22 protein-coding genes are annotated in these 23,745 nt (G+C 45.9%); 6 read left to right on the top strand and 16 right to left on the bottom strand.

Annotated features, from left to right (window positions below; all coding sequences use genetic code 11):
* Positions 1 to 54: 54 nt before the first annotated feature.
* Positions 55 to 516, bottom strand: coding sequence for a hypothetical protein (locus K1I37_RS21295; RefSeq protein WP_021297506.1), 462 nt, complete (start codon positions 514 to 516; stop codon positions 55 to 57).
* Entirely contained in the window at positions 509 to 2,302 is a 1,794-nt protein-coding gene (locus K1I37_RS21290) for an ATP-dependent helicase (RefSeq protein ID WP_021297505.1), read from the bottom strand. The genes K1I37_RS21295 and K1I37_RS21290 overlap by 8 nt, the downstream gene beginning before the upstream one ends.
* Positions 2,303 to 2,987: 685 nt before the next feature.
* On the opposite strand from K1I37_RS21290, the gene K1I37_RS21285 reads away from it, so the two are divergent.
* Genes K1I37_RS21285 through K1I37_RS21270 form a run of 4 tightly spaced genes read left to right on the top strand, consistent with a single transcriptional unit; the run spans position 2,988 to position 5,698 of the window.
* Positions 2,988 to 3,698 carry a hypothetical protein gene (locus tag K1I37_RS21285; protein ID WP_021297504.1) on the top strand — a complete coding sequence of 237 codons (711 nt, stop codon included), beginning with the start codon at positions 2,988 to 2,990 and terminating at the stop codon, positions 3,696 to 3,698.
* Positions 3,695 to 4,084: an NUDIX hydrolase gene (locus K1I37_RS21280; RefSeq protein ID WP_021297503.1), complete on the top strand. Its 390-nt coding sequence runs from the start codon at positions 3,695 to 3,697 to the stop codon at positions 4,082 to 4,084. The genes K1I37_RS21285 and K1I37_RS21280 overlap by 4 nt, the downstream gene beginning before the upstream one ends.
* Positions 4,081 to 5,025 carry a DMT family transporter gene (locus K1I37_RS21275; RefSeq protein WP_021297502.1) on the top strand — a complete coding sequence of 315 codons (945 nt, stop codon included), beginning with the start codon at positions 4,081 to 4,083 and terminating at the stop codon, positions 5,023 to 5,025. The genes K1I37_RS21280 and K1I37_RS21275 overlap by 4 nt, the downstream gene beginning before the upstream one ends.
* On the top strand, positions 4,997 to 5,698 hold the full coding sequence (locus K1I37_RS21270; RefSeq protein ID WP_021297501.1) for an HAD family hydrolase: 702 nt from the start codon (positions 4,997 to 4,999) through the stop codon (positions 5,696 to 5,698). Before K1I37_RS21275 ends, K1I37_RS21270 begins: the two co-directional genes overlap by 29 nt.
* A 171-nt stretch (positions 5,699 to 5,869) precedes the next feature.
* Here K1I37_RS21270 and recJ read toward each other — a convergent pair whose 3' ends face one another.
* From recJ to K1I37_RS21215, 12 genes are all read right to left on the bottom strand, one after another.
* Positions 5,870 to 7,582: a single-stranded-DNA-specific exonuclease RecJ gene (recJ, locus tag K1I37_RS21265; protein ID WP_021297499.1), complete on the bottom strand. Its 1,713-nt coding sequence runs from the start codon at positions 7,580 to 7,582 to the stop codon at positions 5,870 to 5,872.
* A gap of 6 nt (positions 7,583 to 7,588) precedes the next feature.
* Positions 7,589 to 7,753, bottom strand: coding sequence for a hypothetical protein (locus tag K1I37_RS21260; RefSeq protein WP_021297498.1), 165 nt, complete (start codon positions 7,751 to 7,753; stop codon positions 7,589 to 7,591).
* A 325-nt stretch (positions 7,754 to 8,078) separates the two neighbouring features.
* A complete protein-coding gene (locus tag K1I37_RS21255; RefSeq protein ID WP_021297497.1) occupies positions 8,079 to 8,312 on the bottom strand; it encodes a hypothetical protein in 234 nt (77 codons plus the stop codon).
* 321 nt (positions 8,313 to 8,633) lie between these two features.
* On the bottom strand, positions 8,634 to 9,092 hold the full coding sequence (locus tag K1I37_RS21250; protein ID WP_021297495.1) for a hypothetical protein: 459 nt from the start codon (positions 9,090 to 9,092) through the stop codon (positions 8,634 to 8,636).
* Positions 9,085 to 9,291, bottom strand: coding sequence for a metallophosphoesterase (locus tag K1I37_RS22045; protein ID WP_021297494.1), 207 nt, complete (start codon positions 9,289 to 9,291; stop codon positions 9,085 to 9,087). The genes K1I37_RS21250 and K1I37_RS22045 overlap by 8 nt, the downstream gene beginning before the upstream one ends.
* Positions 9,292 to 9,538: 247 nt before the next feature.
* Positions 9,539 to 10,714 (bottom strand): IS110 family RNA-guided transposase, encoded by a 1,176-nt coding sequence (locus K1I37_RS21245; RefSeq protein WP_021297493.1) that lies wholly within the window; start codon positions 10,712 to 10,714, stop codon positions 9,539 to 9,541.
* 268 nt (positions 10,715 to 10,982) lie between these two features.
* Complete coding sequence (locus tag K1I37_RS21240) at positions 10,983 to 12,209, bottom strand: IS256 family transposase (RefSeq protein ID WP_021297492.1); 1,227 nt, start codon at positions 12,207 to 12,209, stop codon at positions 10,983 to 10,985.
* Positions 12,210 to 12,737: 528 nt separating this feature from the next.
* Positions 12,738 to 12,953, bottom strand: coding sequence for a helix-turn-helix domain-containing protein (locus tag K1I37_RS21235; protein WP_021297491.1), 216 nt, complete (start codon positions 12,951 to 12,953; stop codon positions 12,738 to 12,740).
* A 1,255-nt stretch (positions 12,954 to 14,208) separates the two neighbouring features.
* On the bottom strand, positions 14,209 to 15,120 hold the full coding sequence (locus K1I37_RS21230) for an ATP-dependent DNA ligase (RefSeq protein ID WP_031218991.1): 912 nt from the start codon (positions 15,118 to 15,120) through the stop codon (positions 14,209 to 14,211).
* Positions 15,121 to 15,367: 247 nt separating this feature from the next.
* Positions 15,368 to 15,691 carry a hypothetical protein gene (locus tag K1I37_RS21225; protein WP_021297488.1) on the bottom strand — a complete coding sequence of 108 codons (324 nt, stop codon included), beginning with the start codon at positions 15,689 to 15,691 and terminating at the stop codon, positions 15,368 to 15,370.
* A gap of 87 nt (positions 15,692 to 15,778) precedes the next feature.
* Positions 15,779 to 16,993 (bottom strand): ParB/RepB/Spo0J family partition protein, encoded by a 1,215-nt coding sequence (locus K1I37_RS21220; protein ID WP_021297487.1) that lies wholly within the window; start codon positions 16,991 to 16,993, stop codon positions 15,779 to 15,781.
* Between the two features lie 92 nt (positions 16,994 to 17,085).
* On the bottom strand, positions 17,086 to 17,670 hold the full coding sequence (locus tag K1I37_RS21215; RefSeq protein ID WP_021297486.1) for a nuclease-related domain-containing protein: 585 nt from the start codon (positions 17,668 to 17,670) through the stop codon (positions 17,086 to 17,088).
* Positions 17,671 to 17,863: 193 nt separating this feature from the next.
* Here K1I37_RS21215 and K1I37_RS21210 point away from each other — a divergent pair, with 193 nt between their 5' ends.
* A complete protein-coding gene (locus tag K1I37_RS21210; protein ID WP_021297485.1) occupies positions 17,864 to 18,535 on the top strand; it encodes an SOS response-associated peptidase in 672 nt (223 codons plus the stop codon).
* Positions 18,536 to 18,770: 235 nt separating this feature from the next.
* Positions 18,771 to 19,703 carry a hypothetical protein gene (locus tag K1I37_RS21205; protein ID WP_021297484.1) on the top strand — a complete coding sequence of 311 codons (933 nt, stop codon included), beginning with the start codon at positions 18,771 to 18,773 and terminating at the stop codon, positions 19,701 to 19,703.
* 486 nt (positions 19,704 to 20,189) lie between these two features.
* Here K1I37_RS21205 and K1I37_RS21200 read toward each other — a convergent pair whose 3' ends face one another.
* Complete coding sequence (locus K1I37_RS21200) at positions 20,190 to 21,260, bottom strand: phosphodiester glycosidase family protein (protein WP_021297482.1); 1,071 nt, start codon at positions 21,258 to 21,260, stop codon at positions 20,190 to 20,192.
* Between the two features lie 1,212 nt (positions 21,261 to 22,472).
* A complete protein-coding gene (locus K1I37_RS21195) occupies positions 22,473 to 23,657 on the bottom strand; it encodes a replication-relaxation family protein (protein WP_021297481.1) in 1,185 nt (394 codons plus the stop codon).
* Positions 23,658 to 23,745 lie beyond the last annotated feature (88 nt).

Genomic DNA, 23,745 nt, shown 5'->3' with positions numbered 1-23,745 from the left:
CCAAGCGAAAGTGAGAAGTGTGGAAGCGGTAGTCCCATTTATAATAGCTCCCCCTTATTCGAATGAGAGTGCATTGGCTATGAGCGTGGATAAATACTCCGGAGACACTTCCTCTATACCCCTCTGGTTCCCAACATAAAAACTTGGTTTAGCAGACAGAAGCATTGGCAGCTCAAAACGAATTGTCTTATTTCCGTTTCGCAGGACTTGAATCGTGTATTTATCACTATCTTGCTTTGCCCCTGCATCAATCGGTTTGAACGTCAGCGTCTTTTCCTTAAATCGAATTTGAAGTTCCCCATTCACTTCTTCAACTGCCCAGATTTGTTTGACAGATTCCATCTGATAGGCCTTCAATTTCTCTTCGAGAGGTAAAAGTAGACTTCGTACATTCTTAAATATCTCATCGACACAAGGGCTAAAATGCGCCGAAGCGTATTGTAACCACCGGTCTTTTTCCTGTTGCTTCTCCACCGCATCAGTGACGAGATTAAAAAGCGTTTCTAGGTTACTCATTCTTTTTGCCTCCTCTTAGTTCATCAAGATATCTCGATGGTACGACTGGTTGTTCTCCGATAATCTTAGGAACACAGAGATACAAGCGATCCATTGCGCGCGTCATCGCGACGTAGAAAAGACGTGTCTCTTCGTCCAGGTGTCCCTCATCTACTGAGCGTTGGTAAGGAATATGTCCTTCTACCACGTTTGCTATGAATACCGTGCGAAACTCAAGCCCTTTCGAACCATGGATGGACATAAGACGCACTGCATCATCCTTTGGCTCTTTAGATTGCTCAATGGAATAATCGACGTGCTTCAGAAACGATGACAAGGTTTGGTGTTTGCTGAGCACACGACGAAGTGCATTAAGCCACGTCTCGCCCTCTTTAACACGTAAAAGATCAGAATGTATATCGCCAAGGATCTGAATGAACGATGTTGGATCTGTGGCGCCAAGCAACTTCGTGAGATTAGTCATGTATTGGTCGAAATCCTGGTTCGTGGTGTCCTCCAACACGGCCATGCCTTCAATTTGTACACGTTCGACAGATGACTTTCTTATGTACCCTTTGGGATATTTCATGGTTAGAATAAGGTCGTCCATTTCGGGTAATTCATCTCTGATAAGCGCATCTACCACTTTCATGTAAGAGATAATTGGCTTTATACGTGAGTTCTCATAAAAGTGCGTACTGTCACTGATGTTATAAGGTACGTCTCTTTCGACCATGATTTCTTCAAACGACATGGCTTCTTGATTCGTACGAAACAACACGGCAAAATCTGACCATTTCAATTCCGGAAAGGCTACACGTAGAGAAGCTATGGTTTCTACGACACGACTGGCTTGTTCAAACTCGTCATACGCGTTCAGCGTACGTACCGGATCACCGCCGCGGCGAGTTGCGATGATACGCTTCTTGACCTGTCGTGAGTTTAGGGCGATGACTTTGTTGGACGCGTGAATTACAGGCTCTTTGGACCGATAATTGCGTTCAAGAATAATCGTTTTGGCATCAGGATAATACCTAACAAATTCCAGTATGAGTTCAGGTCTAGCTCCTCTAAACCCATAAATTGACTGAAAATCATCTCCAACTACGAATAAATTTCGTTCAGGTAAAGATAGTTTCTGTATTAAGTCCCACTGGAGCAAATTAACATCTTGAAACTCATCAACCATGATGTGTGTGAAGCGAGATTGAAACCTACGAGCAAATTGCTCGTCTTTTACCATGAATTCATTCGCTTTGATCAGTAAGTCATCAAAATCCAGCATCTTACGAAGCTGTTTGAACTTCTCATATGAAGCGTAAATCATACCGATCATTGGGTCCCGGCAATCCGATGGCCTTAGTTTTGAGTTCTTCGCTTTAGCTACCTCAAGTTGAGCTGTCTCTAACTCTATCTCCTTGGAGAGCCCTGTCCCAAAGCGATTCACTGCGGTTTTGTTGCCTAGAATGATCTCAAATATCCATTCAGTTCTCGTAACGAGTTTCCAGTCCTTAAGTCTTGGCATAACCATTTTATTGGCAAGTCCGTGAATGGTTGAGACAACAACGGGTTTTGCTTGTTCACCAATGTCTCGTTCAATACGTTCACGCATCTCCTGCGTCGCCTTTTTCGTAAACGTACAGCACAAAATACGGTTAGCTGGAATCCGCGCCTTCATGAGTTCCGATACGCGGGTGACGAGCATCGACGTTTTTCCTGATCCAGCTCCCGCAACAACTACAACGGGACCGTCAATTTGTGTGGCAGCTTCACGCTGGGCATCATTCAAGTCCTCTAATTTGGGCAAAAAAATCCCCCCTTATACATAGCGTGCCATGAAAAGAGGAGGTTTTTGTGATGAAAGCGTTCTGAGTTACGTTCAAAAACCAATTCATATATCAACTGCAAAACTCATGCAGGGGAAAAGTTAGCAGGGTGATACTGGCTAGTGCCTATTTATATCCGCACCGTAACCGCAGGCTAACTCTGCATATTTACGCTGCGTCTCTCCGTACTTCATTCTGTGGTATACATGTATTTAATCTAGAGTTTGACACATATGCAGATTAGTGGTATTTTTTCAGGGTAAATTTGTAATATAAAATTTCGTAACTCGCCAATCTCCAATCCTTAATTGACGGTTTTATATCGAGGGTGAAGTGGTTATGTCCCGAGGTTGAGGTGGGACACGGTACACAGTTCAGTTCAATCTAGTCGGAAGGATGTGATTTTTCAAATACCAAAATATTATAATTTCAGATGCAGTAGGTTCTCTACACCAGGTATCACAGAATCCTCATCCCTAATATAACTGGCGCATCGGCTTTAACGACATCGCTACTACAAGAGAACATCTTTGTTAAGGCAATCAAACCTACCAATGCAATTAGAATTTCAGTTGGTTTTTACAACACGCCGGATGAAGTCGATCACTTTTTAGTGACGCTTAATAAATTGATTTCATCAAATCTTAACATGGGATGGTGTATCGAATGAGTGAAAAAGTAGCTGTATTGTTTACAGGTGGTAGAGACTCTACGTTGGTCGCGTGCTTAGAAGCACTCCAAGGAAACGAAGTTTATCTTTTGACATGTGACAGTGGCATTGGAATTAAACGGGAAATTTCGGAGTTTCGTGTAGAAGAACTTCGAAACCGTTTCCCGGAACGCATTGTTGGGCGAACAATTTTACCAACATACGGCTTGTTGCGTAGCATCGCTATCGAAAACATTGAATCAGACTTCAAACGATGGGGAGTTAACCTAATCCTCTTGGGTGACAAGCTAGCTATCCATGCAGCCGCAACGGTCTACTGTTTGGAGCATGGTATCACCCGATTGGTTGATGGATGTGTTGAATATCAACAAGATTTGGCGGAACAAAAACATGTCGCCATTGATTTGTTCAAGGAGTTTGAACAGCAATACGGGATCAATTATGACTGTCCGATTTATCATTTTGGAAGCCAAGACAGTGTGAAATATGCTTTGTTGTCACTCGGAATCTCTTCTAAGTCATTAGAGGGAGTATCCATTTTCGGTGATTCATTCAGCGAACCATCGGATGAGGCTGTGAAAACGTATATGGAAGATAAACTTGGAATTTGTAAAAATTACGTAGAGTTTATGACGAAGACCTCCAAGGTCGTTAGTACATATGCTCGCAAAGTCCCACAAAGCGGTGAAGTGGTGGTATCACAGTGATCCGCAAAATTGGTGCCGCCATCATATCCGACGGTAAATTGATGGTTGTTAGTAAAAAAACCTCCCCGGCAAAGTTTATGCTCCCGGGGGGTAAACCCGAACCAGGTGAAACTGACATCGAAACACTCAAACGTGAGCTACTGGAAGAAATCAATGTGAATGTTGTATCGGCAAAAAAAATAGGTGAATTCGATACAACTTCTATGTTGGAGCCACTTCCACTCTCAATGACCATATTTCTGACTGAAGTCGATAAGGTTCCACACCCTGGTTCTGAAATCGAACATGTGAAGTGGGTTGACTACAGTGATATCAACGACCTTTCATTAGGTACTGGAGTCACTAAGTTTGCTTTACCAAAACTACGTGAGATGGGGTTGCTATGAAAAAAGACAACCTTACAACTGGGGCTTGGGGTGCAATATGCGCGGGATTGATTTTTGGTGCAAATTCAATAGTCGTTAAATACGCAAACATCGACGGCATTTCAGTGCCGTTGCTTGCGTTTTATCAGTATTTCTTTGCTTTGATTTATTTTGGGTTGAAGCTATTACGTCAGCCATCAAGTGTTGGGGATCGGATACCGAGAAATCCATTGATGAAGAATCCGTTCAATTGGGTCGCAGGGGTGGCAGGTGCCTCGACTGGGTTGTTCTATTACTGGTCAATTCGAATGACTACCCCGAGTGTTGCTGCACTAGGATTGTTTCAATACCCGTGGATTATTTTTCTGCTCGGTCTTATTTTTAGCCATCACAGATTCTTTACAAAAAACATATTCAACGTGTTGGCCTTGTGGGTAGGAACATTCCTTTTAATCGGAACCAATTTGAATCACGAACCCGTGTTGGGAATGCTATGTGGGTTAATCGCTGGAGTATCATTTGCCATCTATTTGTGGAGCCTACAGTACGTTTCAAAACATAGATTCACCCAGTTGTTCATCATTGGTTTATCCGCTGTAATTGCTTTTTCAGTGTCGTTTACACATATGAGCGCTTGGCACAGTATATTTGCTTGGCATAATGTCATATTCGGTTTGGTTACATCCCTGATGGGTCAAATCGTTACGTTTGAACTTTTGATGTTCGCTGGAAAGCGACTTCACTCAACGCTATTGGGAACTTTGACCACGACTGAACTCCCTGCTGCAATGATTTTGTCATGGTTGATTTGGGGGCCACGCCCCTCTTTGCTACAAATTTGTGGTCTGATCATTATGGTATTGGCTATTGTGTGGATGAAAATTGCTGAGGGTTCCCAAGACGGTGAACCTATCGACAAAGGGGGTAGATTGAGTGAAGGAGCGGAAGACAATCCTCTTTGACTTAGATGACACCTTATATCCGTTTCATAAACATTGGGACATTGCAACGAGGTACACATTTGAAACTAGCCGCTGGACATCTCACCTTGACCAAGAAAAGTTGATGGAGGTGTATTTATCTGAGGACAGGAGACTTTGGGAACTTCACAAACAAAAGCAGATTACCCTCCAAGAACTTCGACGAATAAGATACATAAACACGTTATTGAATTTTGAGATAGCAATATCACATGGTGAATCCGATGAATTATTTGACTTATTCATGAAGTGTTTACTTGAATCGCTTCGGCCACAAGTAGAAGTTCACGATCTACTCACGTATTTAACAAAACATTACAAGGTAGGCATTGTTACCAATGGATTTGTCGATGAACAAATGGAGAAAATCCACAGACTGGGATTAGACAAACTCATTCATTCTGAACATATCGTCATAAGTGATGCTGTTGGGTTTTCGAAACCAGATCGTCGAATATTTCATCATGCGTGTTCAAAGTTTGAAACATTTCCGAATGAAACTGTCTTTATCGGGGATTCACTGTTTAATGATGTACTCGGATCGTTGAACAGTGGTCTAACTCCAATTTGGTATAAGACCTCTGACGCGCCGGATCATGATGGAATCTTGTCCATATCGAGTTTGGATCAGCTATTTAATATTTTTGGGGACTGACATTAAGCGGTGTAGGTATAGTTCCTACGCCGCTTTTTTGTGCGCCAATATGGGAATGACTCCACGCCGCGAAACCTCAATTAGAGCAATATCGACTTCAGGATTCGTTCTCGTTGTTTCGATGTCCACCACGATAAACATGGTTTCTTTTATCTCAAAACCCATGACCTTCTAACGATGATCCACTAACCGTAGTTGAATACGCCGCTCTGCGTTCCAAATGTTCTCTTGCACAGTGACAAGCAGTTCGTGTTCACTACCCACGTACCACTCGTCTATCGTCTGTCCATACCCGAAAGCAAGGACCGTTTGAGAGCAACCGGTATCATCGCTTACACGAATACGCAAGTGTTGGTTGCCCTGTCCCATCGTGTCTGCCCAGACTACCCGAACGTTGGGGACATATAGGATAGGTTCTGGATTATCACGACCAAATGGCTCTAAATCCCGTAAAGCATCGAGAAACTTTAGGTTCACGTCTCTTAATCGCAGTTTGGCATCTACTTTGTGATGTGCTTCCGGTATTTCATCATGCCACCACTCTTGTCCTGCCGTCTGGAATGCCTTCCGAAGTTTCTCCACATCTTCCGAATTTAACGAGAATCCTGCAGCTGCTGCGTGCCCGCCCATACGCGTGAAAATCCTTTGTTTGGCTTGGATATCCTCGAGTGCACGGAATAGGTCAAAACCCTCGATGCTTCTCCCTGAGCCTTTAGCGCCATCGTGTACATTGGTAAGGCACAACGTAGGTTTATTAAACCGCTCTGCAATGCGACCGGCTACGATACCAACCAATCCTTCGTGAAAGCCCTGTCCATCGATAACGAGAGTTTTTTCTTCCAGCCACGACAGATTTCCAGCAATCTGCAGAAGTGCTTCATCCTCCATTCGTTGTTGAAGACGCTTCCGAAATCGGTTCAAGTCATCGAGTTCCTGGGCAATTAACGTTGCCTCCGTTTCGTCGTCCGTTAGAAATAATTCAACCGCCCGGGATGCTTCTGAAAGACGCCCAGCCGAGTTTATCCTTGGACCAATTTGGAACCCAAGGTGGCCGGCGTTCAAACGCTGTGTGCCAATCCCCGAAACCTCAATCAAAGCTTTCAAGCCTATTATTGGACGTCTTTGCATCTCATAGAGCCCTTCTTTGACGATGATGCGGTTCTCTCCGCGCAATGGCATCTGATCGCAAACTGTAGCCAGTGCAGCGAGCTGAAGCAATTCTCCGGGCAGTTCGCCAATAAGAGCGTGCGCAATTTTTAGACATACGGCAGCCCCACATAACTCATGTTCAGGACAGTAGTTTCGCGGGAAACGCGGGTGTACGATGGCATATGCCTGCGGCAAAATGCTTCCGATGTTATGGTGGTCCGTCACAATTATCGGCAAAGACAGCTCCTTTGCACGATTCGCCGCGTCATATGCGGAAATGCCATTATCCACCGTTATCAGTAAACCGACATTGTCTTCTACAGCACGTTCTACGGCTTCGACCGAAAGCCCATAACCCTCGTGGAACCGAGATGGAATGTGGTAGGTGACTTTGGCTCCGAGAACGCTCAGCGTCCTTATCATAATCGTCGAAGCAGCCACGCCATCGACGTCAAAATCGCCAACAATTCGAATGTGCTCTTGGCTCTCTATCGCTTGACGAATGCGTTTTACAGCCTTGTCGGCATCGTGAAGCAACGAAGGATTGAAAAGTTCGTTCCGATTGCCATTTACGTGTAGTTCATACCAATCCTCGTCGATTTCTCCATACCGAGCAACAAGAATTCTAGCAATCGTCGGGTGTATACCAAGACGTTTTGTGATGTCTCGAGCATACTGCGAATCAGCCCTTCGGCCTACCCATTTTCGTTTTGTCGACGCGAGTATTTGTCCCATACTTACTCAATCCTCATCGTAGATATCGAATAGCGGCACTTGCGGAGATGTAAACTGTAGTGCGTAGCATACCTGGCGGTAATTCTCAGCAAGTGCGATGATTCTTCCATTGGTGATGAAGCCAAGGAGACGTCCACTATCATCCTGTACTCGTTTTGCTACTTCTTTCATCGTCGTGAGTCTCCTAACACTTTTGCTATGTCCGATATTTCACACTAAACGTATAAAGGTATATGCTTCGATGGTCTACCGATAATACAGATGTCCTTTTTCGGGTAGGTCGCACCCGCAGTACCAACACTTGCCGCCTGATTTGTCCCATATTGCCCGGCGCTTTTTGTCCATCACTTACCACCCTCTGCGTGTCGCCACCTGCGTCTATGTCTGAGAGCGCTCTTTAGGCCAATCTCCGCAAATAGGTTAATAGTTTGCATCGGCACCTTCCCCAAAATTTGTTCAACTGCGGATTTCACACTCACTCTCATACACAGAGCATCTAAATCGCGACGTATCGCTGAAATATCGGCTCCCATATGATACGGCGTTCTTCTATTAGCCCATCCTTGTTTCTCCCACTGACAACCAGTGAACTTTCCTTGCGCCCCCACTTAACAATCTGGCCAACCAGCTCTGTTTCGCCATCGAAGTACAACTCCGGCCTGTACAACACATGCGCATCTGCATCGGCGGGACAGTCAGCGACGTTCCCATATCCATGGACAAAGCGCATGATTATCACTCCCATTCTGAATCCTGAGTCAGCGTTTGAAATGTGGAGCCTACACTAAATGGTTGTCTGAAGTAGGTCAAAAATCCCTCCCACTCTTATTAAATCTCAATGAGAAGAATGTATTTGGCGTTCCAGGGACAATTTCACTTTGAGTTTCGCATAGCATTGGTGTAATTCCTGATACAAATCCGTGCCCCCGAAAAAAAAGACCGCCAACGGCGGTCCCCCATTACATTTTTAGTTTTTTCTCAATTTCGCGTGCCTTTCGACTAAAGTAACGGTTCTCGAGATAGATTCCTACAGTAACTAGAAGAAACACCATCAGCCAAATCGTACCGCATCCCTCCTAACAAAGCCTTCGACACTTTTAAGAATTACCTCTCCTTCTTCCAATGCATCCAAAGACAAAGCAGTAAGGTGTCCCCCATAGACACAACCTGTATCGATGTTTATACGGTCAACTAAGATCAAAGGATTAGGAACCGGCGTATGCCCATGAACAATTCGTTTATTATCCCTATATTCTTGTGGGATAAACTCCATATTGCGTGACCAAAGCAATTCCCGTTCATCCTGCTCCTTGAAATGACTATTTGGGTCCATTCCACCATGGAGTAAAATTACTCGCTCAGTCTCAATGTAAATTGGCAACGATGCCGCCCATTGTGTAAATTCAAGAATTCCTTTACGTCCATCAAATGAATGCCACGTTTCAGGGTATCGTTCTGCGTGTTCTTGCTCCATTCCATACTTAACCGCGCGTAGCCACTCATCACTCATGATTCCCGCGTATGACTTGGAAGTACCCCTGAGACTGACCGGAACGTACAAAATCCACGACGTCCTTGGAATATTCACCACGATCAACTAGGTCACCAAGAAAAATAACCTCGTCGCGTGTAGCGCGAAAATCAATACTCTTTAAAAGCTGCGTTAGTTGTACAAAGCAGCCATGTACGTCACCAATGACCCATCGCACAAGGTACACCTCCAATCACTTTCCTATGAACATTATCTCTTATTCCAATTGAGGAAATATCAAATCCAGAAACGATTTACGCTGACTCTGGTCTGCGTTTGGGTAGTGTCCCGTCAAGACCAGCTATATGATGTCAAGTCCATCATCGAGTTTCAAGAACGATGAGAGGAAGTGGTGTTTAAGGACGCATTTAAGTAAGCCTGTGAAAGACAGACTAACAATCCGAATACTCAGTTAAAAGCAGATTTTATGTGATTGGTTCATACGGCTTCCGGTCTCGCAGCACGGCATGGATGATGTATGTTAGCTTTCGTGCGACGGCGCCTGTAGCTGCCATGGGATGCTTGCCTTCGGCTCGCTTCTGTTCATAAAAATCTCGGAGTATAGGGTTATACGTTTTAGCGGTACTGGCGGCCAGCCAAATTGCCCGTCGAAGGTGTGGTGAGCCACGTTTTGACATTCGATTACGTGTCCCGTTGAATTGACCAGACTGTCGTACAGTTGGGTCGATTCCAGCGTAGGCAACGAGTTTCACTCCGGTCGGAAACCTGGAAATATCACCGATTTCACCAAGAATCGCAGCGGCTAAAACAGGACCAATGCCTGGGATAGTCACTAGGTTACTATCGACTGACTCCAATCGCTTTACAATTTCAGCGTTGAGAGATTCGAGCTGCTCCTCAGTGAACCGAATTTGTTGCAGAAGCAGACGCAATTGTAGGCGATAAGCATCAAGAGCCATATCGATCCCGAACGATGACTCAGCAGCAGATTTCAGCTCCACCGCCTTGTCTAGGCCAAGGCGATTCCGACTATGCTGTGCAATAAATGCGGCGAGCTCCTCCGTGTCCACGGCTAGGATTTCTTCTGGCGTCGTGTATTCCATAAGCAACTCGGAGGACGTTTTGCCAAATAGGTCAGAAAACACTCGTTCATACTCGGGGAATAGCATGTCCAGGATACTGATGACTTTCCGTTTCAGGTCGGAAATCGTGTCAACCAGACTAAACCGAAACCGGCTCAATTGGCGTAAGGCAACGATTTCTTCACTCGCCAATTCAGTCGTTGTATATCGGCCGAAGCGCAGCACCTCAGCGATAATGAAAGCATCCTTGGCATCATTCTTGGTTTGCCGAATGTACATGTTGCGAAATGCATCGGATTGAATCGGGTTGATGACATGGGGCCGGAGCCCATGTTTACGTAAGAATGAATGCAGAGCAAGCCAGTAGTGTCCAGTAGCCTCCATGGCTACATGGGTTGATGTTAAATTCGGATCGACTGCACGCATCCACTGAATTAGCTTCTGGCCACCGGCCTGGTTGTTTGAGAATCGTAGAGTCTTTTGCTGGACTTTTCCGTTCACGTCGATGATGCAAGCTTCATGATTACGTTTGCCAATATCAATCCCGACAAAATACACGAAAAAAATACCTCCATTGGCGGGTCCCAGAAACCTTACGAGCTACAAACTAGTGCTACATTCGCAGAGGAAGCCAAACTAGCCTCCCAACATCCAGCTCATTCGTACACTCTCGCAAGGTCCGGGTTCACAGTCTTGACGTCGAGAACCGAGTCTCATGGTGTAATTCGTGAATACCCGACCGATACGAGAATTGTATCTCAAAAACTTTGAGGTACGAGTTGAACATACTAGTGGTGTAAATTTGAGTGCAATCACTTAGTGTCGGCTATTTATGCAAAACTGACGTTGGCGCCAGCAGTTGCTGTTCATCGGTCCCGCTGAGTTTCGCCATAGACTCTCGGCTAAAGTAGCGTCTTGCCACGATCCATTCGTCGTTCTGCTCCTGGAGAATGGCACCCCCAAGACGAACGACAGATTCCCTGTTCGGGAAAATACCAACCACATCAAAGCGCCGCCGGAGTTCACGGTTCAAACGCTCAAGCGGGTTCGTCGAGCATATCTGCTTCCAGTGCTCCTTCGGAAATGCCATGTACGCCAGTACGTCTTCCTCGGCTCGCTCCAACACATCCATTGCTTTTGGGAACTTCCCTTGAAGCTGTTCCACAACGACCGCCAATTGCTGTTTGGCTGCTTCTTGTGTCGGTTGAGCAAAGATCGTCCGAACAATGGACGAAACCATAGACTGTGACGCTCTAGGCACCTGACTAAGGATATTTCGCATTGTGTGAACCCGACACCGCTGCCACGTGGCCCCGGTCAACGCAGAGCCAATCGCACTGCGAAGTCCCTCATGTGCATCGCTAATCACCAACTGCACGCCACGCAGCCCACGGGCAACCAGACTACGAATGAACGTCAGCCAAAACGAGCCGTCCTCGTTTGTGCCAATGTCGAATCCCAATACTTCACGCTCACCGGTATCTCGTACACCAATCGCAATCACAAACGCCATACTCTGTACCCGTCCGCCTTCTCGTACTTTTGGAAAGGTTGCATCTAGCCACAGATACGGATATGTCCCCTCCAATGGGCGGTTCTTGAAGTCCTGGACTACATCGTCGAGCTCTTTACAGATTCGAGAGACTTCGTTCTTGCTGAGCCCATGAATGCCCATGGATTCAACCAATTCATCCACCTTACGGGTGCTCACGCCATGCACGTATGCCTCTTGAACAACGGAGAGCAGTGCCTTCTCAGCCTTGCGCCGGGGCTCTAGCATACTGGGGAAGTAGCTCCCCTTACGCAGCTTTGGGATCTGCAGGTCAATCGTTCCAACACGGGTATTCCATTCCCGGTCTCTGTGTCCATTGCGGCTGTTGCTGCGCTTCTCACTACGCTCATACCGTTCGGCGCCAATGAGGGAACTCACCTCCGCCTCCATCACAGCCTGGGTGAGGACTCTCAGTCCCTCCTTCAAGAAATCCACATCACCATCTTCTAATCCGATCTTGCGAATTAGCTCCAAAAGTGAGATCTTGTCTGTAGAAGCCATCGATGTGCCTCCTCTACTATTTGCTGGACACTTTTAGTAGATTGCACTCGGTGGCTTTTTCGTCAAGATCTAACCGTGGAATTTACACCACTACATGAGACTCTAACTGCGTTTGTTACATGTCATACCTCCTTAAGCTGTGCCTATAAACTAGTAACCCCTGTTAATCCAAAGTGTAGTTGGACTTAACAGGGGTCTTGTGACCTTTTCGTGATAAATTTTATTGCCGCATAGGCCTACGGGATTAGGTTGCCGGCGCACTCAACGAGGGAATTTCAGTGCTCCAAACTTAAGCGATACAGTATTACGGAGGCTATGACACCTAATGAAAATACTAAAACAACGCGATATTCAAAATACCGTGTTGTTCTGCATTGAAAGTTTTGAAAGCCGTTTGACGCTTCTAGCATAAACCTGTCTTCAGAAAGCCATTTACACATTATCATATCGGCTTTCTGATAATCTATGTATACCAGATGACAAGCAAAATCCGCTGCTCTAGCAAATGTTTGTACATCCCGTCTTGAATCACATATCACGCCATATACTGTTAACTTTAACCCCTAGGGCAGCAGCGATACGATACGCTGTTTCAGATTTTGGTCGTGTAACACTGCCAGAACGAATGCGGGATATTGTTGTTGGAGAAAGCCCTGTTTGATCAGCCAGCTCTTGTGTATTAATGTCTTTAGCTGCCATCAACACTCGTAATTTTGCCGCCGGTTGTTTTTTGAGGTTGAACATCTTAACTCCCCCCCTCTCTCTATGAGCAGGATGGGATCATTGAAGGGGATTTATACCTTGTCTATCTAGTAGGTATAATCTCCTACTTAATTCATATGTATTTTACTAGCAAGGCCGCAGCGAAGGACTAAACGTCGACTGTTTTGGCTGCCTCAAAACGTCCAAAACTTGACGGTGTTAGATGTTCAGGATTTGACGGGCAGTGTGACCAAATCGATGCGATGCGGTCCATCGGGCACTTTGGAACGGTATGAATATTTCTTTTTCATCCGTATTGAGAATAAAACCTCGCGGGATAACCCTTGTTACTTGTCCTTTCACAGTGCGTGTAAGTAGGCGAAGCCTTGCATACAGAAGATAAATGCTCTGATTTAGTAGTTCCTGTGCCTTGGCAAAGGTCAAATCACGTGAATAACCACTCAACGAGTGCGACCACCTTTTGTGTCTAATTTTAACGATAGCCCAAGAGTCGTTTGCACTATCTGAACACGCCTCATCGGCCGTCTGCATATTTTACATACAGGTCCATTGATGACAACACCTATTGTGCGTACCACCTGAAATGCATCACACTTTTTGCAGTAAAAATCGATTACCGGTAGAGTCTTGGTATTGGACATGGATCTAGTCCTCCCGAAGCAGATACATACGATTGTGCCGGTCGAAAGTTGGGCATTGTTCTTCTTTCCCAGACGTAGTCGGGGCTTCCACTAACAACTGCACCCACGTGAAACTCTAACCACTATCCGCCGAACTGGAGCTGTCATGTATATCACAACTCGAGAAAAGGAGTTCTTCGGCAAATACACGTCTATATTCATACGATTTAGTACCATCCAGAATCGATTCAGCATATTTCGGTTTTATTGGTAATATCTATATAGCCGCTCCACCATGTCACGAGCATGATTGAGCGCCGTTTGTTATGATTAAGTTATCACCATAATCCTTTACCCCTTATTAGACTACTGAATGGTGTTCTCAGTGGTCTATTTTTTAGGGTCTCATTCCCCAAGATAGAACACTGAAGGTAAAACCCTACACAACAGAAAAAGGCCAGCAAAACAAATTGCCGTCAAGCAATAAGTTTGAATTCATAGCTCGATTGTAACTGTCGAGATTAAAGAAAACGTTCTATATTCGTTCCATGATTATACAAAAGAAACACAAAAGAGCGCAGGTATGCCCTGCGCCGTTAAAAGGATTTATCAATATGCCCAAAATTGAACGTATTGGATGTCTGCTTGACTTCAGCCTAACTGACCCATATACACTCTTCAGGTTTCTTATCGAAAATAAAGCGCTCAAACGTTGCTAAACGCAGCGTATGACGCTCCGTTCGTTCAAGGTATTTCACACGCGCCACGATTCCCATCTCGATCCAATAGATGCTCTTTTCTTCACGCAACGTGATACCACGTGCAATGCGCTTGAATGCCTGTTTTTCTACGTCGCTGAAGCCATTCTCCACCCATGCCAACGCCTTTAACCCCGACTGAAAGCGCGCGCCGACAAGAATACCGAAACGCGGTTGTTGGCGCCATGCTAAGATACATGTGTCCATTGTCTTCCACAACTTAATTTTGACCCAGTCGGTTGGGTGCCGCTCATTGAGTCGGTATGGGGAATCAACATGCTTTGCACACGTCCCCTCCCAGTCCATCTCCTTCATCTTTTCGTGCAGTTCGGTACCGCTTCCGACAATTGTAAACGTTGGTAGTAGTGTTGCTGTCCGCCCAACGGTCTGGTCAAGAATCTCCATACGCGCCCTTAACGGAAGTCGTGTATGGTCTTGAATACCCGTTTGCAGCACATCCCACACAACGTACGTCACTGGATGCGTCAACACACCTGCATTGATTTTGTACGGATTAGTCAACCTGGCACGGACCATAACATCATCGAATGATTGACGTCCACCGCGGAATACGACTGCCTCACCGTCGAGAATGCATGTGTCCTCGTCGAGCGTTCTTACCGCTTCTACAACTTCAGGAAATTTGGTTGTCCATATATTCCCATGACGCGTGTAAAGTTCAACTTTATCCCCTTGTTTATGGGCTAGAATGCGAATTCCGTCGACTTTCGGTTGAAAACAGTATTCGGGAGAATCGAAAATCTCTTCTCTCATCGTCAAAAGCATAGGTTTTATAGGTGTAAATAGCATATTCATCACCCATACCATTGTCACAGCTAATTACAGAGGGATAAATAGAGGTTTGCTGGAAGGACTCTTATGAGGATAATAGGTCGCACCGGGGATTGGTCATCATAGGTGTAAGTCACCGCTGATTCGATAGCACAGTATAGAACTTCGAAACTTATACCATATTGAAAACTATGGCCGTAACGAGGCACACCCGGAGACGAAAAATCGCTTGTCGGAGTCTCCGGGTGGCGGTCAATAAGCGGCCCTAACTCCCCCATCCAGTTAAACCGGCATGCAGTTCCGTCCAGTACCACACCGGTTTACCCTTACGACGCGCATAATGAATTTCCCGCTGCGTGCTCGTTCCAATGTAGCCATCTACGTCAATTACATATATGCATTGGGACATATCGATTTCCCGAAGGTGCAATTCTTCAAGTTGGCGTTTTTGGGTCTCTGTCAATTTAATTTGATCCGCGTGTGCAAACACTCCAGGCGCAAGGACGATATGATTAGACATCGTTAATTCCCGGGTGATTTGCTCAAACTCACTCTTGAAACGAGTCGAACCACAAAGGGTAATAATCATTGGCGGCCTCCCTGGGGAATTGATTTTCTTATATCCACTTTACTGAAGATACCTACTTGAAATACGCGAATTTCGCGATGATTTTTCTTACTGAACCCTGTCATTCTGCATCTGATCTAAGAGTGTTGCTAATTTCTTTGCTACTCGCTCACACGTTATGACCAATTGTTCCCACGGCGCCAACACATCTTCGTAGTTTTGTGGAGTAAGAATGGCCAACTCGGTTACGAGTTCGATTTCTGCTCGTTCTAGGGCCAATTGGTAAGTTCGAATGGCACTTTGCATCTTACTTACTGCAAATGCCTGGCGCGCCTCTGCGTCCTCGATAGACAAGAGAGATTGTAGTTTTTCTTGGACACCTTTTTGAGTAGCCAGTAGGCGCTCTCTATGGTCTTCTTCATTCATAGGTCTGTTTGTAAATTCTTGTTCGACTTCACTTGCGACGCCGAGAACGTCAATATTACGATTGGAAACCTTTATAGCCAATGAATCCAATGGGCTTCTTAAGGCTTCCTTCACGTCAACTTCGGAGTGATCCTCAGCCGTTTCTTCGCCTTCTTCAGAACTAAGGTAAAACTCCTCGTCCCCAGGCACATTTAAGCCCTGAGCAATATCGCTGTCAGATGCTTCGTCTTCGTCACCACGTCCAAATGCCTTGCGAAAACCTTCGGCATCCTGCTTGGTCATGTTGTACGTCTTTGAGACAGAGAGCTCCTTAATACTGTCAAAGACGTTTTCCTGACCTTCTTTTGACAAACGAGACAGAATCGAACCGGCTGCAATTCCTATTTTTCCGTCACTCACTAATTTCTGAAGCGATGGAATCAGCTTATTAAGTGAGATGTACCGTTGAAATGTTCGCGAGGACATATTCAATTTCGCCGCAATACTGTCTAAAACCACGACATCGTGTCGTGTTTTTTTGGGACGCCCCTGTTCAATACCCTCTAACTCTTTCAATCGACTACACTGCCAAGCCACTTTCATGAGATCTTTTTCGTCTTGTGCGCGGTCAAGATTATCCTCAATAAGCATGTATTCTGCTTGGTCATCATCAACGTCAACGTACTGTACTGGAACAGAAGGAAATCCCAAATCAATAGCGATCTCGCATCGCGTGTGTCCTCCGATAATCATGTTCGTGTTTCGTTGTACAATAATTGGTGTTTTAATTCCGTTAGCAACGATACTATCTCGAATCATAAGATAGCGTCCGTGTTCTTTGTTGGGGATTGTGCGTGCTTTCTCACGTAGAGGGTTTATAACTAAAATTCGGGGATCTACCATTTCGACCGAATCCATTCGCTTCACCTCGCACGGATTTTAAATCCATTTTCATACGAGGCTTGGACAAGTTCCGTTCCAATAGTGTGATACACGATTGAAACGCGCTTTCACCGTTTGAGACTATTCACCTTCTTCACGTGCTGTTTTTTCAAACCGTACACACTTGAATACGCCTCGCGCAGCCAACTGTCCAATACCCCAACTTGGTCCAATGTGAATCGAACCTTGCCATATTGACGAATCTGACTACAAACTTCATCTGCACCCCCAACCAACTCATCAGCATCAACTTGCATCGTTGCATTTGGGCCAAAAACTATAAGGTTCACGTATACCGTTGGTGTCAAATCACCCAATACGTTTCGGAGAGCCCGTATATGCCCCTGATTCTGTCGAATTGGATTATATAGGTCATATGTACCCTTATTGGTCCATACCGTCCAAAATTGGTCGTTCTGACGCCCTGTAACGCGTCCATGAATGTTCTTGGTTTCCACTACGAATATCGCGTAGGGAGACAAAATGACGTGGTCGATTTGAGCTGTATCGGAATCTCCATTGGGTATCAGAACGTTGTTTCGAATAATGTACTCTGCGGGTAGTTTGGATAAGGTATGGCTGGTTAAAAGCTCCCCGACTTTACCGGCCACGTTACGGTTATGGATTATCGACTCGACAAGGAACTTCAGCATGGTTAATCGCCTCCTATATGTTCATTTTAGTTCCCCTTTCGGGTTGTAACGGCCACTTTGGGTTCAAAATTTGCATTCCTTTGGTAACAAGCGACTGCAGTACCTTTTCCCTTTTCGATTCCTTCATTGGAAAATAATATCAGCCCCTTGCTCGAACACACGTTCTTGTATTACGATCTTAATGGTGATGTCGATGTGCGGCCGTTTTGCAATTACGGAAAGTTGGACGGAAATCCTCAAATACTACGGAATCGTAGAGTCAAACTATGCTTTTCCGAGCAAATACAATATTGCTCCGTCTACACTGATTCCTGGAATTATCACTGGCACCAAAGGTGAGAGACGAGTTGGCCCATTCAGATGGGGACTAGAACCACGAGCGTGGAACTCCGCCGGTCCCAAGCCGATTAACGCGCGCTCTGAAGGGCTACGACAGAATCGCGTATTTCGCAACCTCGTTGAACGGCGCCGGGCGTTAATTCCTGCAACAGGCTATTTTGAGTGGCGTAAGAACGACAAGCAACCCTTCTACATTCGTGTAAAGAGTCGTCCTATCTTTTCGTTCGCCGGCTTTTACGATACCTGGGTCAACGATAATGGTGAAAAAGTCAATACGTGCACCATCATCACTGTCGCGCCTGGTTCAAATATTCGACTAAAGTCGATTCATAACCGAATGCCCGCAATTTTACGCGGTCACCAAGACGAACGTTTCTGGCTTGACCGGAGCGTCACAAACATCGACGACTTACTCCCTATCATTGAACCTTTCCCGGAGGATGACATGATATGGTTCCCGGTGAGCAAGATAGTTGGTAACGTAATCAATGACTCACCTGAGTGCGTTCAGAGGATTGACCGATAAGTTTTTAGACAATCGAGGCACTGACTTTTTACTAAGTCCCTTCCGAGATTCGGTACCCGGCTACCAGCATTTACGATGTCCGAAGGCGGAGACGCGCGGGTCTCGCCTTCGGGAGCACCTGTCTTCTCCCCAGCAATCCCCCCTTTGTGTCTGTTTGGCTCGACAGAACAAAAATAGATGTTAAAGTATCAAGTATATCGAATAGTCAAACTACACTACGGAGGTTTCTTCTAAAATGAATGTTGTTTTGAGTGACGAGGAACGCCTATTAATCCTCTCTAAACTTTCTACAGCACAGCGTGAGTTTCTAGAAGAAATTCGTGTTAGTCGCCGTTCTCGAATTATTGAGAGTCTTGCTAAGAAAAGGGGAAGTGGAGTTGACTCTACAAAAACCTTAGAACAATGGGATTTTGTAGGTTACGATGACTCTGGTTTCGGCAACCGTCACTTCAAGTGCGACCATTGTGGGATGAGCTTACGATATCGATTCACAGTCGTTAGTCTTACTAGTGGCGAGAAAACGCACATTGGCCGAGATTGTTTAGAGTCTTTCTATGGGATTCCGTCCTCTGTGGCCGAAGCGATATATCGCGGGAATCATTCGATACATCTAGACTTGGACGAATTGCTTTACAAGTTCGAGAATGGCTGGAACCTTGAAGACGAGCATATTAAGATTCCTGACGGGTTCAGATTAGATCCTAGCATTGAACGACATCTAAACTTAGGACTTCCCCTTCTATCCAGTCAGATTAAGACTTTAAGGCAAAGTATTTTTCAACATGAATTACAGAAACGAACGTTTAATTTTCCCGATGATACACCCTTTAATAAGAGAATCGTTTTAAACTCCAATTCCAATCTACGTCGACCAATACATCAAAATACCGAGTATCGCCCTTCTAATATGAAGTTTGTACCCATGCCTAATCCGCCTTTTTTAATAAGGAACTCAATGGGCTATCTTTGGATTTTCATTACAAAGGGAACAGTGAGTCAAAGGGCACTTGTTTCACAACTTATTCGTCAGGAACCCTACCGCATGAAGCAAAATAGAGATGAACTTTATAAACAGGTAGGCGAATTTATAAGTTATCTTCAAAACGAAGGAAAAATTCAACTTACTTCAGACGATGAGCACGACCGAGTATGGATTATAAAAAAGTAACTGTTCTCTAAACGACTCTTTGTAAAATGACCGTAAAAGTCCTTGAACTGGAGCCCTCTCCGTAACCATGAGGGACATTGGATAATTGCATCAGTTTCTTACACTTGGTTATAATAAAAATAAAGACACCGCCCATCAGCTGTAACTGATGAACGGTGCTGCGGTTGGGGCCAACTAGCCCTGTTGTGTCATATGAATGTATGGTACGCCTTGAGAGCTAATACCTGTGCTGGGGTATTAGCTCTTGCTCATTTCTGGAACTCTATGTGTAACGAGAATAACCAGAGTGGCATGCCAGCTATGTTCACTGGTGCTGCTTTAAGCTTGACTGTTACCTTCATAGACAGCCACCTCCTGCCCGTAGAGAAATCCCAACAGGGCAGTTGGCCCACATTTCTACGGGCCGGGTGGTTGCACGCAACAACCGCATTCCAATTATATCATCTCCACGGTCCTCCATTGCCATTTACGTTGTGGGTTATAACTTCACTTGTACGTCACCACTAATGCCGTCGAAAGATTTCTTCCTGGCGGCGTCACGTAACGTCCATTCAGGTACAGTCCCGCGGAACTCCCACCGTCCAAATTCATCGCTTGCTTTAACCCAAGTTTCTTCGCTATGTCAGCTTCCGTTGACAGTGTAGCGGCGTGAATTGTCCCGAGTACAAGGTCTCCCTTGGCGTCTATCCCTGCGAAACTCCGCAGTGTATTACTATCAACCAACGTGGGATCCTTAAAACCTTCAAGTGATGGATTTAAGACAACTTGACGGTCATCCACTAACATCGGTCCACACCCCAACGCATTAGGGTATTTGGAGATGTTAATCGCTTGTCCCTTTAAGTTCTCCACATTTACGCTGACACTCGCTGGGTCGCCAGGGTGAATGCGGCTAAGCATTGATTTCTCGCCTTTGCCAATTTCCACGGAGTATCCATTAGATGGGATAGTAGTGCTACCTTGTTTGACACTCGTGACTTTACCATCCGCAATACTCACTAAATCTGCGTTCTTATTCGTCATCGTCTTACCGAAGTAAGAAGTTAGAATATCGACGACGCCCGAGTTTGTCGAAGGTGAGTTGATGTACCACGGCCAAAGCCCAGTGACAGATGGGTTCGTCTGGTCCTCGATCGTTCCGGATAAGGTCTCCTTCGCGCGGGTCATCAGCATGTTTCCGTTGGAACCGAACGCTAAAAGAGTGCCCTGTCCCGCACTCTCAAATTGTCCGTTAATCTCTATTGTCCCTGTCGGAAATTTGTTCCCCCACGAGTTGAAGAAAGTTCCGTTTATGGCGACCACCGCATGGACGGATTTGGCCATATTCGCCAACGACTCGGTTGTACCCAGCTTATGATTTGCAATCACCGGGAATACAGAGACGTTCGGATTGTGGGTGTTGATGGTCACGTATTTGACCATCTCACCGTCTATTGTTGCCTGGTGTTGGCTGATCGCTTGCGTGTAGGGTGATTGAGTTGCAGCCGAGATAGCGAGTGGAGACAAGACTAAAGATACCACTGCACAAGGGCCGGCTAGAATTTTAAGTACTTTCATAGTAAACCTCCAATGAACCAATACCTATATCATAGTAAGACAACCTAGAACAATTTACATCGTTTTCCTCCATATCCTTTGCACCTTTGTCCATACCTCCGACGTCACGTTCATCCAGTTCCTTACGCAAAATTGGTTCGTACAGTGACACAATGTACCAATGTTCAGACGCCGCGCATCGACAGACTTTGCACCTGCCGCCCCTTATAATGATCCCCGCTAGGAAAGGCGGTATCTGTGGCCGCCAATTTGTCGTCAGCGAAGGTGGGGCTGGCGCTCCTTACCTTTACCCCGTATTTACAACCTACGGTAACGTGGGCTGTCTTTTTTTGTAGGCAACGCGGTGTGTAAATCGGCGGCAACAATATTATGATTCGTCTGCAAATTCATATTTTCAACGGATTCATGGGGTAACATCTCTAGAAGTGGGGATGTCATGTTGACGGTTAAATCGTTGTTCGGTTCTCTGAGATGATGCGATATCAAGTCACAACAGGCTTGTTTTTCGCTCCCCATGTTTCTCTCTCAGCCCAGGAACCCGAAATTCTCCTTCCATCTCGGTTATTAACCGTGCTAACGCTTTGTCTCGTACGAATGAAGACGAATGGATTTACTTCGATTTAACCACCTGTTCAATCAAACGACTGGGTTCCGATTGACCAAGCTTCTTTTACTTGATCAGCGCACTCTTTCGAAACTGGCAATGTGGAACATAACTGAAGCAGTGCTGCCATAACTGGTCAACACTTCACACTTCCGCGCTTACTCCCGACGCGACTCCGTCTCGCCGGAACCAAGCGCTTCGTGATACTTTGGCATATTAGCATTGCGCAAAAAGGACAGACCAGTGTGGTCTGTCCTTTCGTATGCCGGCAGCTCCGCCTCCGCTGCTCGGCTTCGGCAGCCACGCGCGCTGCCCTACCTAATGATGCCCTATCACTTAACAATGCGCTGGTCGAGTAGTCTGTCGCTTCACGGCCGCGGCGTAGGGATGTTTTCCGATCCCCCGACCATGTTTCCAGCTCGCATTGTGGTACGATAACGGACGTCAACGTTCTCCACGTTATCGCACGCCTATCTCCATCCTACATCCGACGCCTAACTGTTTTGCGCCGATTTCGTGATACTTTTCATCGTTGCAATATGACGTTGTGTCGAACGACACTTCCGCGCTTGCTCCCGACGCGACTCCGTCTCGCCGGAACCAAGCGCTCATAATTGCAATAAACGAAACTCTGTGGAATACCCATTCAACTTCTCTCCTACCTGCTTCTTTAAAAACGCGCGTATGCCCACTTCTTCTCCTGCGCTTGTGACGTAGACGACACGGCGGCCTGCTGCAGAACCGCTCACTGTAAATCGTTCATGGTTGAACAGACTGTATACGTGCGCCAAGCTGGTGCCAAACGTGCTGTCGAAAAACTCCACCTGGCCGTCCCGTGTCGCACGAAACGAGTAAAACTCCGTCGCCACCAACTCCGGAATCTCATTCGTTCGTTCAACGCGCCACCCTGACTTTTTGTAACTCTCGATAAGAGGCTGCAATGCCTGTTCTCGCTTTCCGCGCAGAATCCATGCCGTAGCCGTTGGGTGATCCAAGGCGTATTCGTATGGAAGCATAATCAACGTTGAATGCTTTGAAAGCAGTGTAGAAAACGACAAATACACTTTCGGATACAAACTTTCGACCATGAGTAACAGTCGTTCTTCGTGAAGCCCAAGAGAACCGATTAAATCGAAAGCTGGTGGAAAGGCACGACTTAGATATTGATGAATCCCTAGCAAGTTCCCAGAATCGCACAGAGTCAGTCCAATTACCCGACTGTCTCCAACAGATAGGAATCCCGCTAATGAAGGACGGTTTACCCAAAGTTGAGCGATCTCGTTCTGGGTACCTTCCTCTGCAATTTGACGAATCCCTAACGCGTTTAACATGTGTGCAACGTCCCAATAGACGATGTCTTGCACTCCGGCTGCAACCATTTCTACTTCTAACTGCGCGACCCGAAGTATTCGTGGCATCCTGGCACTTGTTAATTCGCGTCGAATGCGCACACTGGAATATGCCCACACATGCGCCCCTTCGTATAAGTCACGTTCAATCAGACGCAGCCCTTCTGCTGTGAGCTTCCACACGTTCACCCTGTTCATCTTTCGCCACGAACCGTTTCGGTACAACAACATTGGCTTATTGAAACTCCGTGCGTAGCCACTTGCCTTCATCACTCGCTGGACCTCTGACGTTCCATCTGCAAACCCCGAAAGCACTTGAATCTGTTCAGTCGTCAACACACCGTGCATGTATAAATGCGACAAGTACGTCTGCGCCTTCAACGCCGTCTTTTCCGTCATCGTCACCGGCTTCTGTATCACAACGTCCACTTGCGTTTCGCTCACCGCGTAGCCACCTTCCTGCCTACAAGCCACCCTTTGTCTTTAGTAGATACACACTCCATGTGCACCTACTAAAGACCTCCGTGTTTTG

This window comes from Alicyclobacillus acidoterrestris (assembly GCF_022674245.1).
GTDB classification, from domain to species: Bacteria; Bacillota; Bacilli; order Alicyclobacillales; family Alicyclobacillaceae; genus Alicyclobacillus; species Alicyclobacillus acidoterrestris.
The sequence above is the reverse complement of the archived record's forward strand: the minus strand, read 5'-3'. Positions and strand labels throughout refer to the sequence as shown.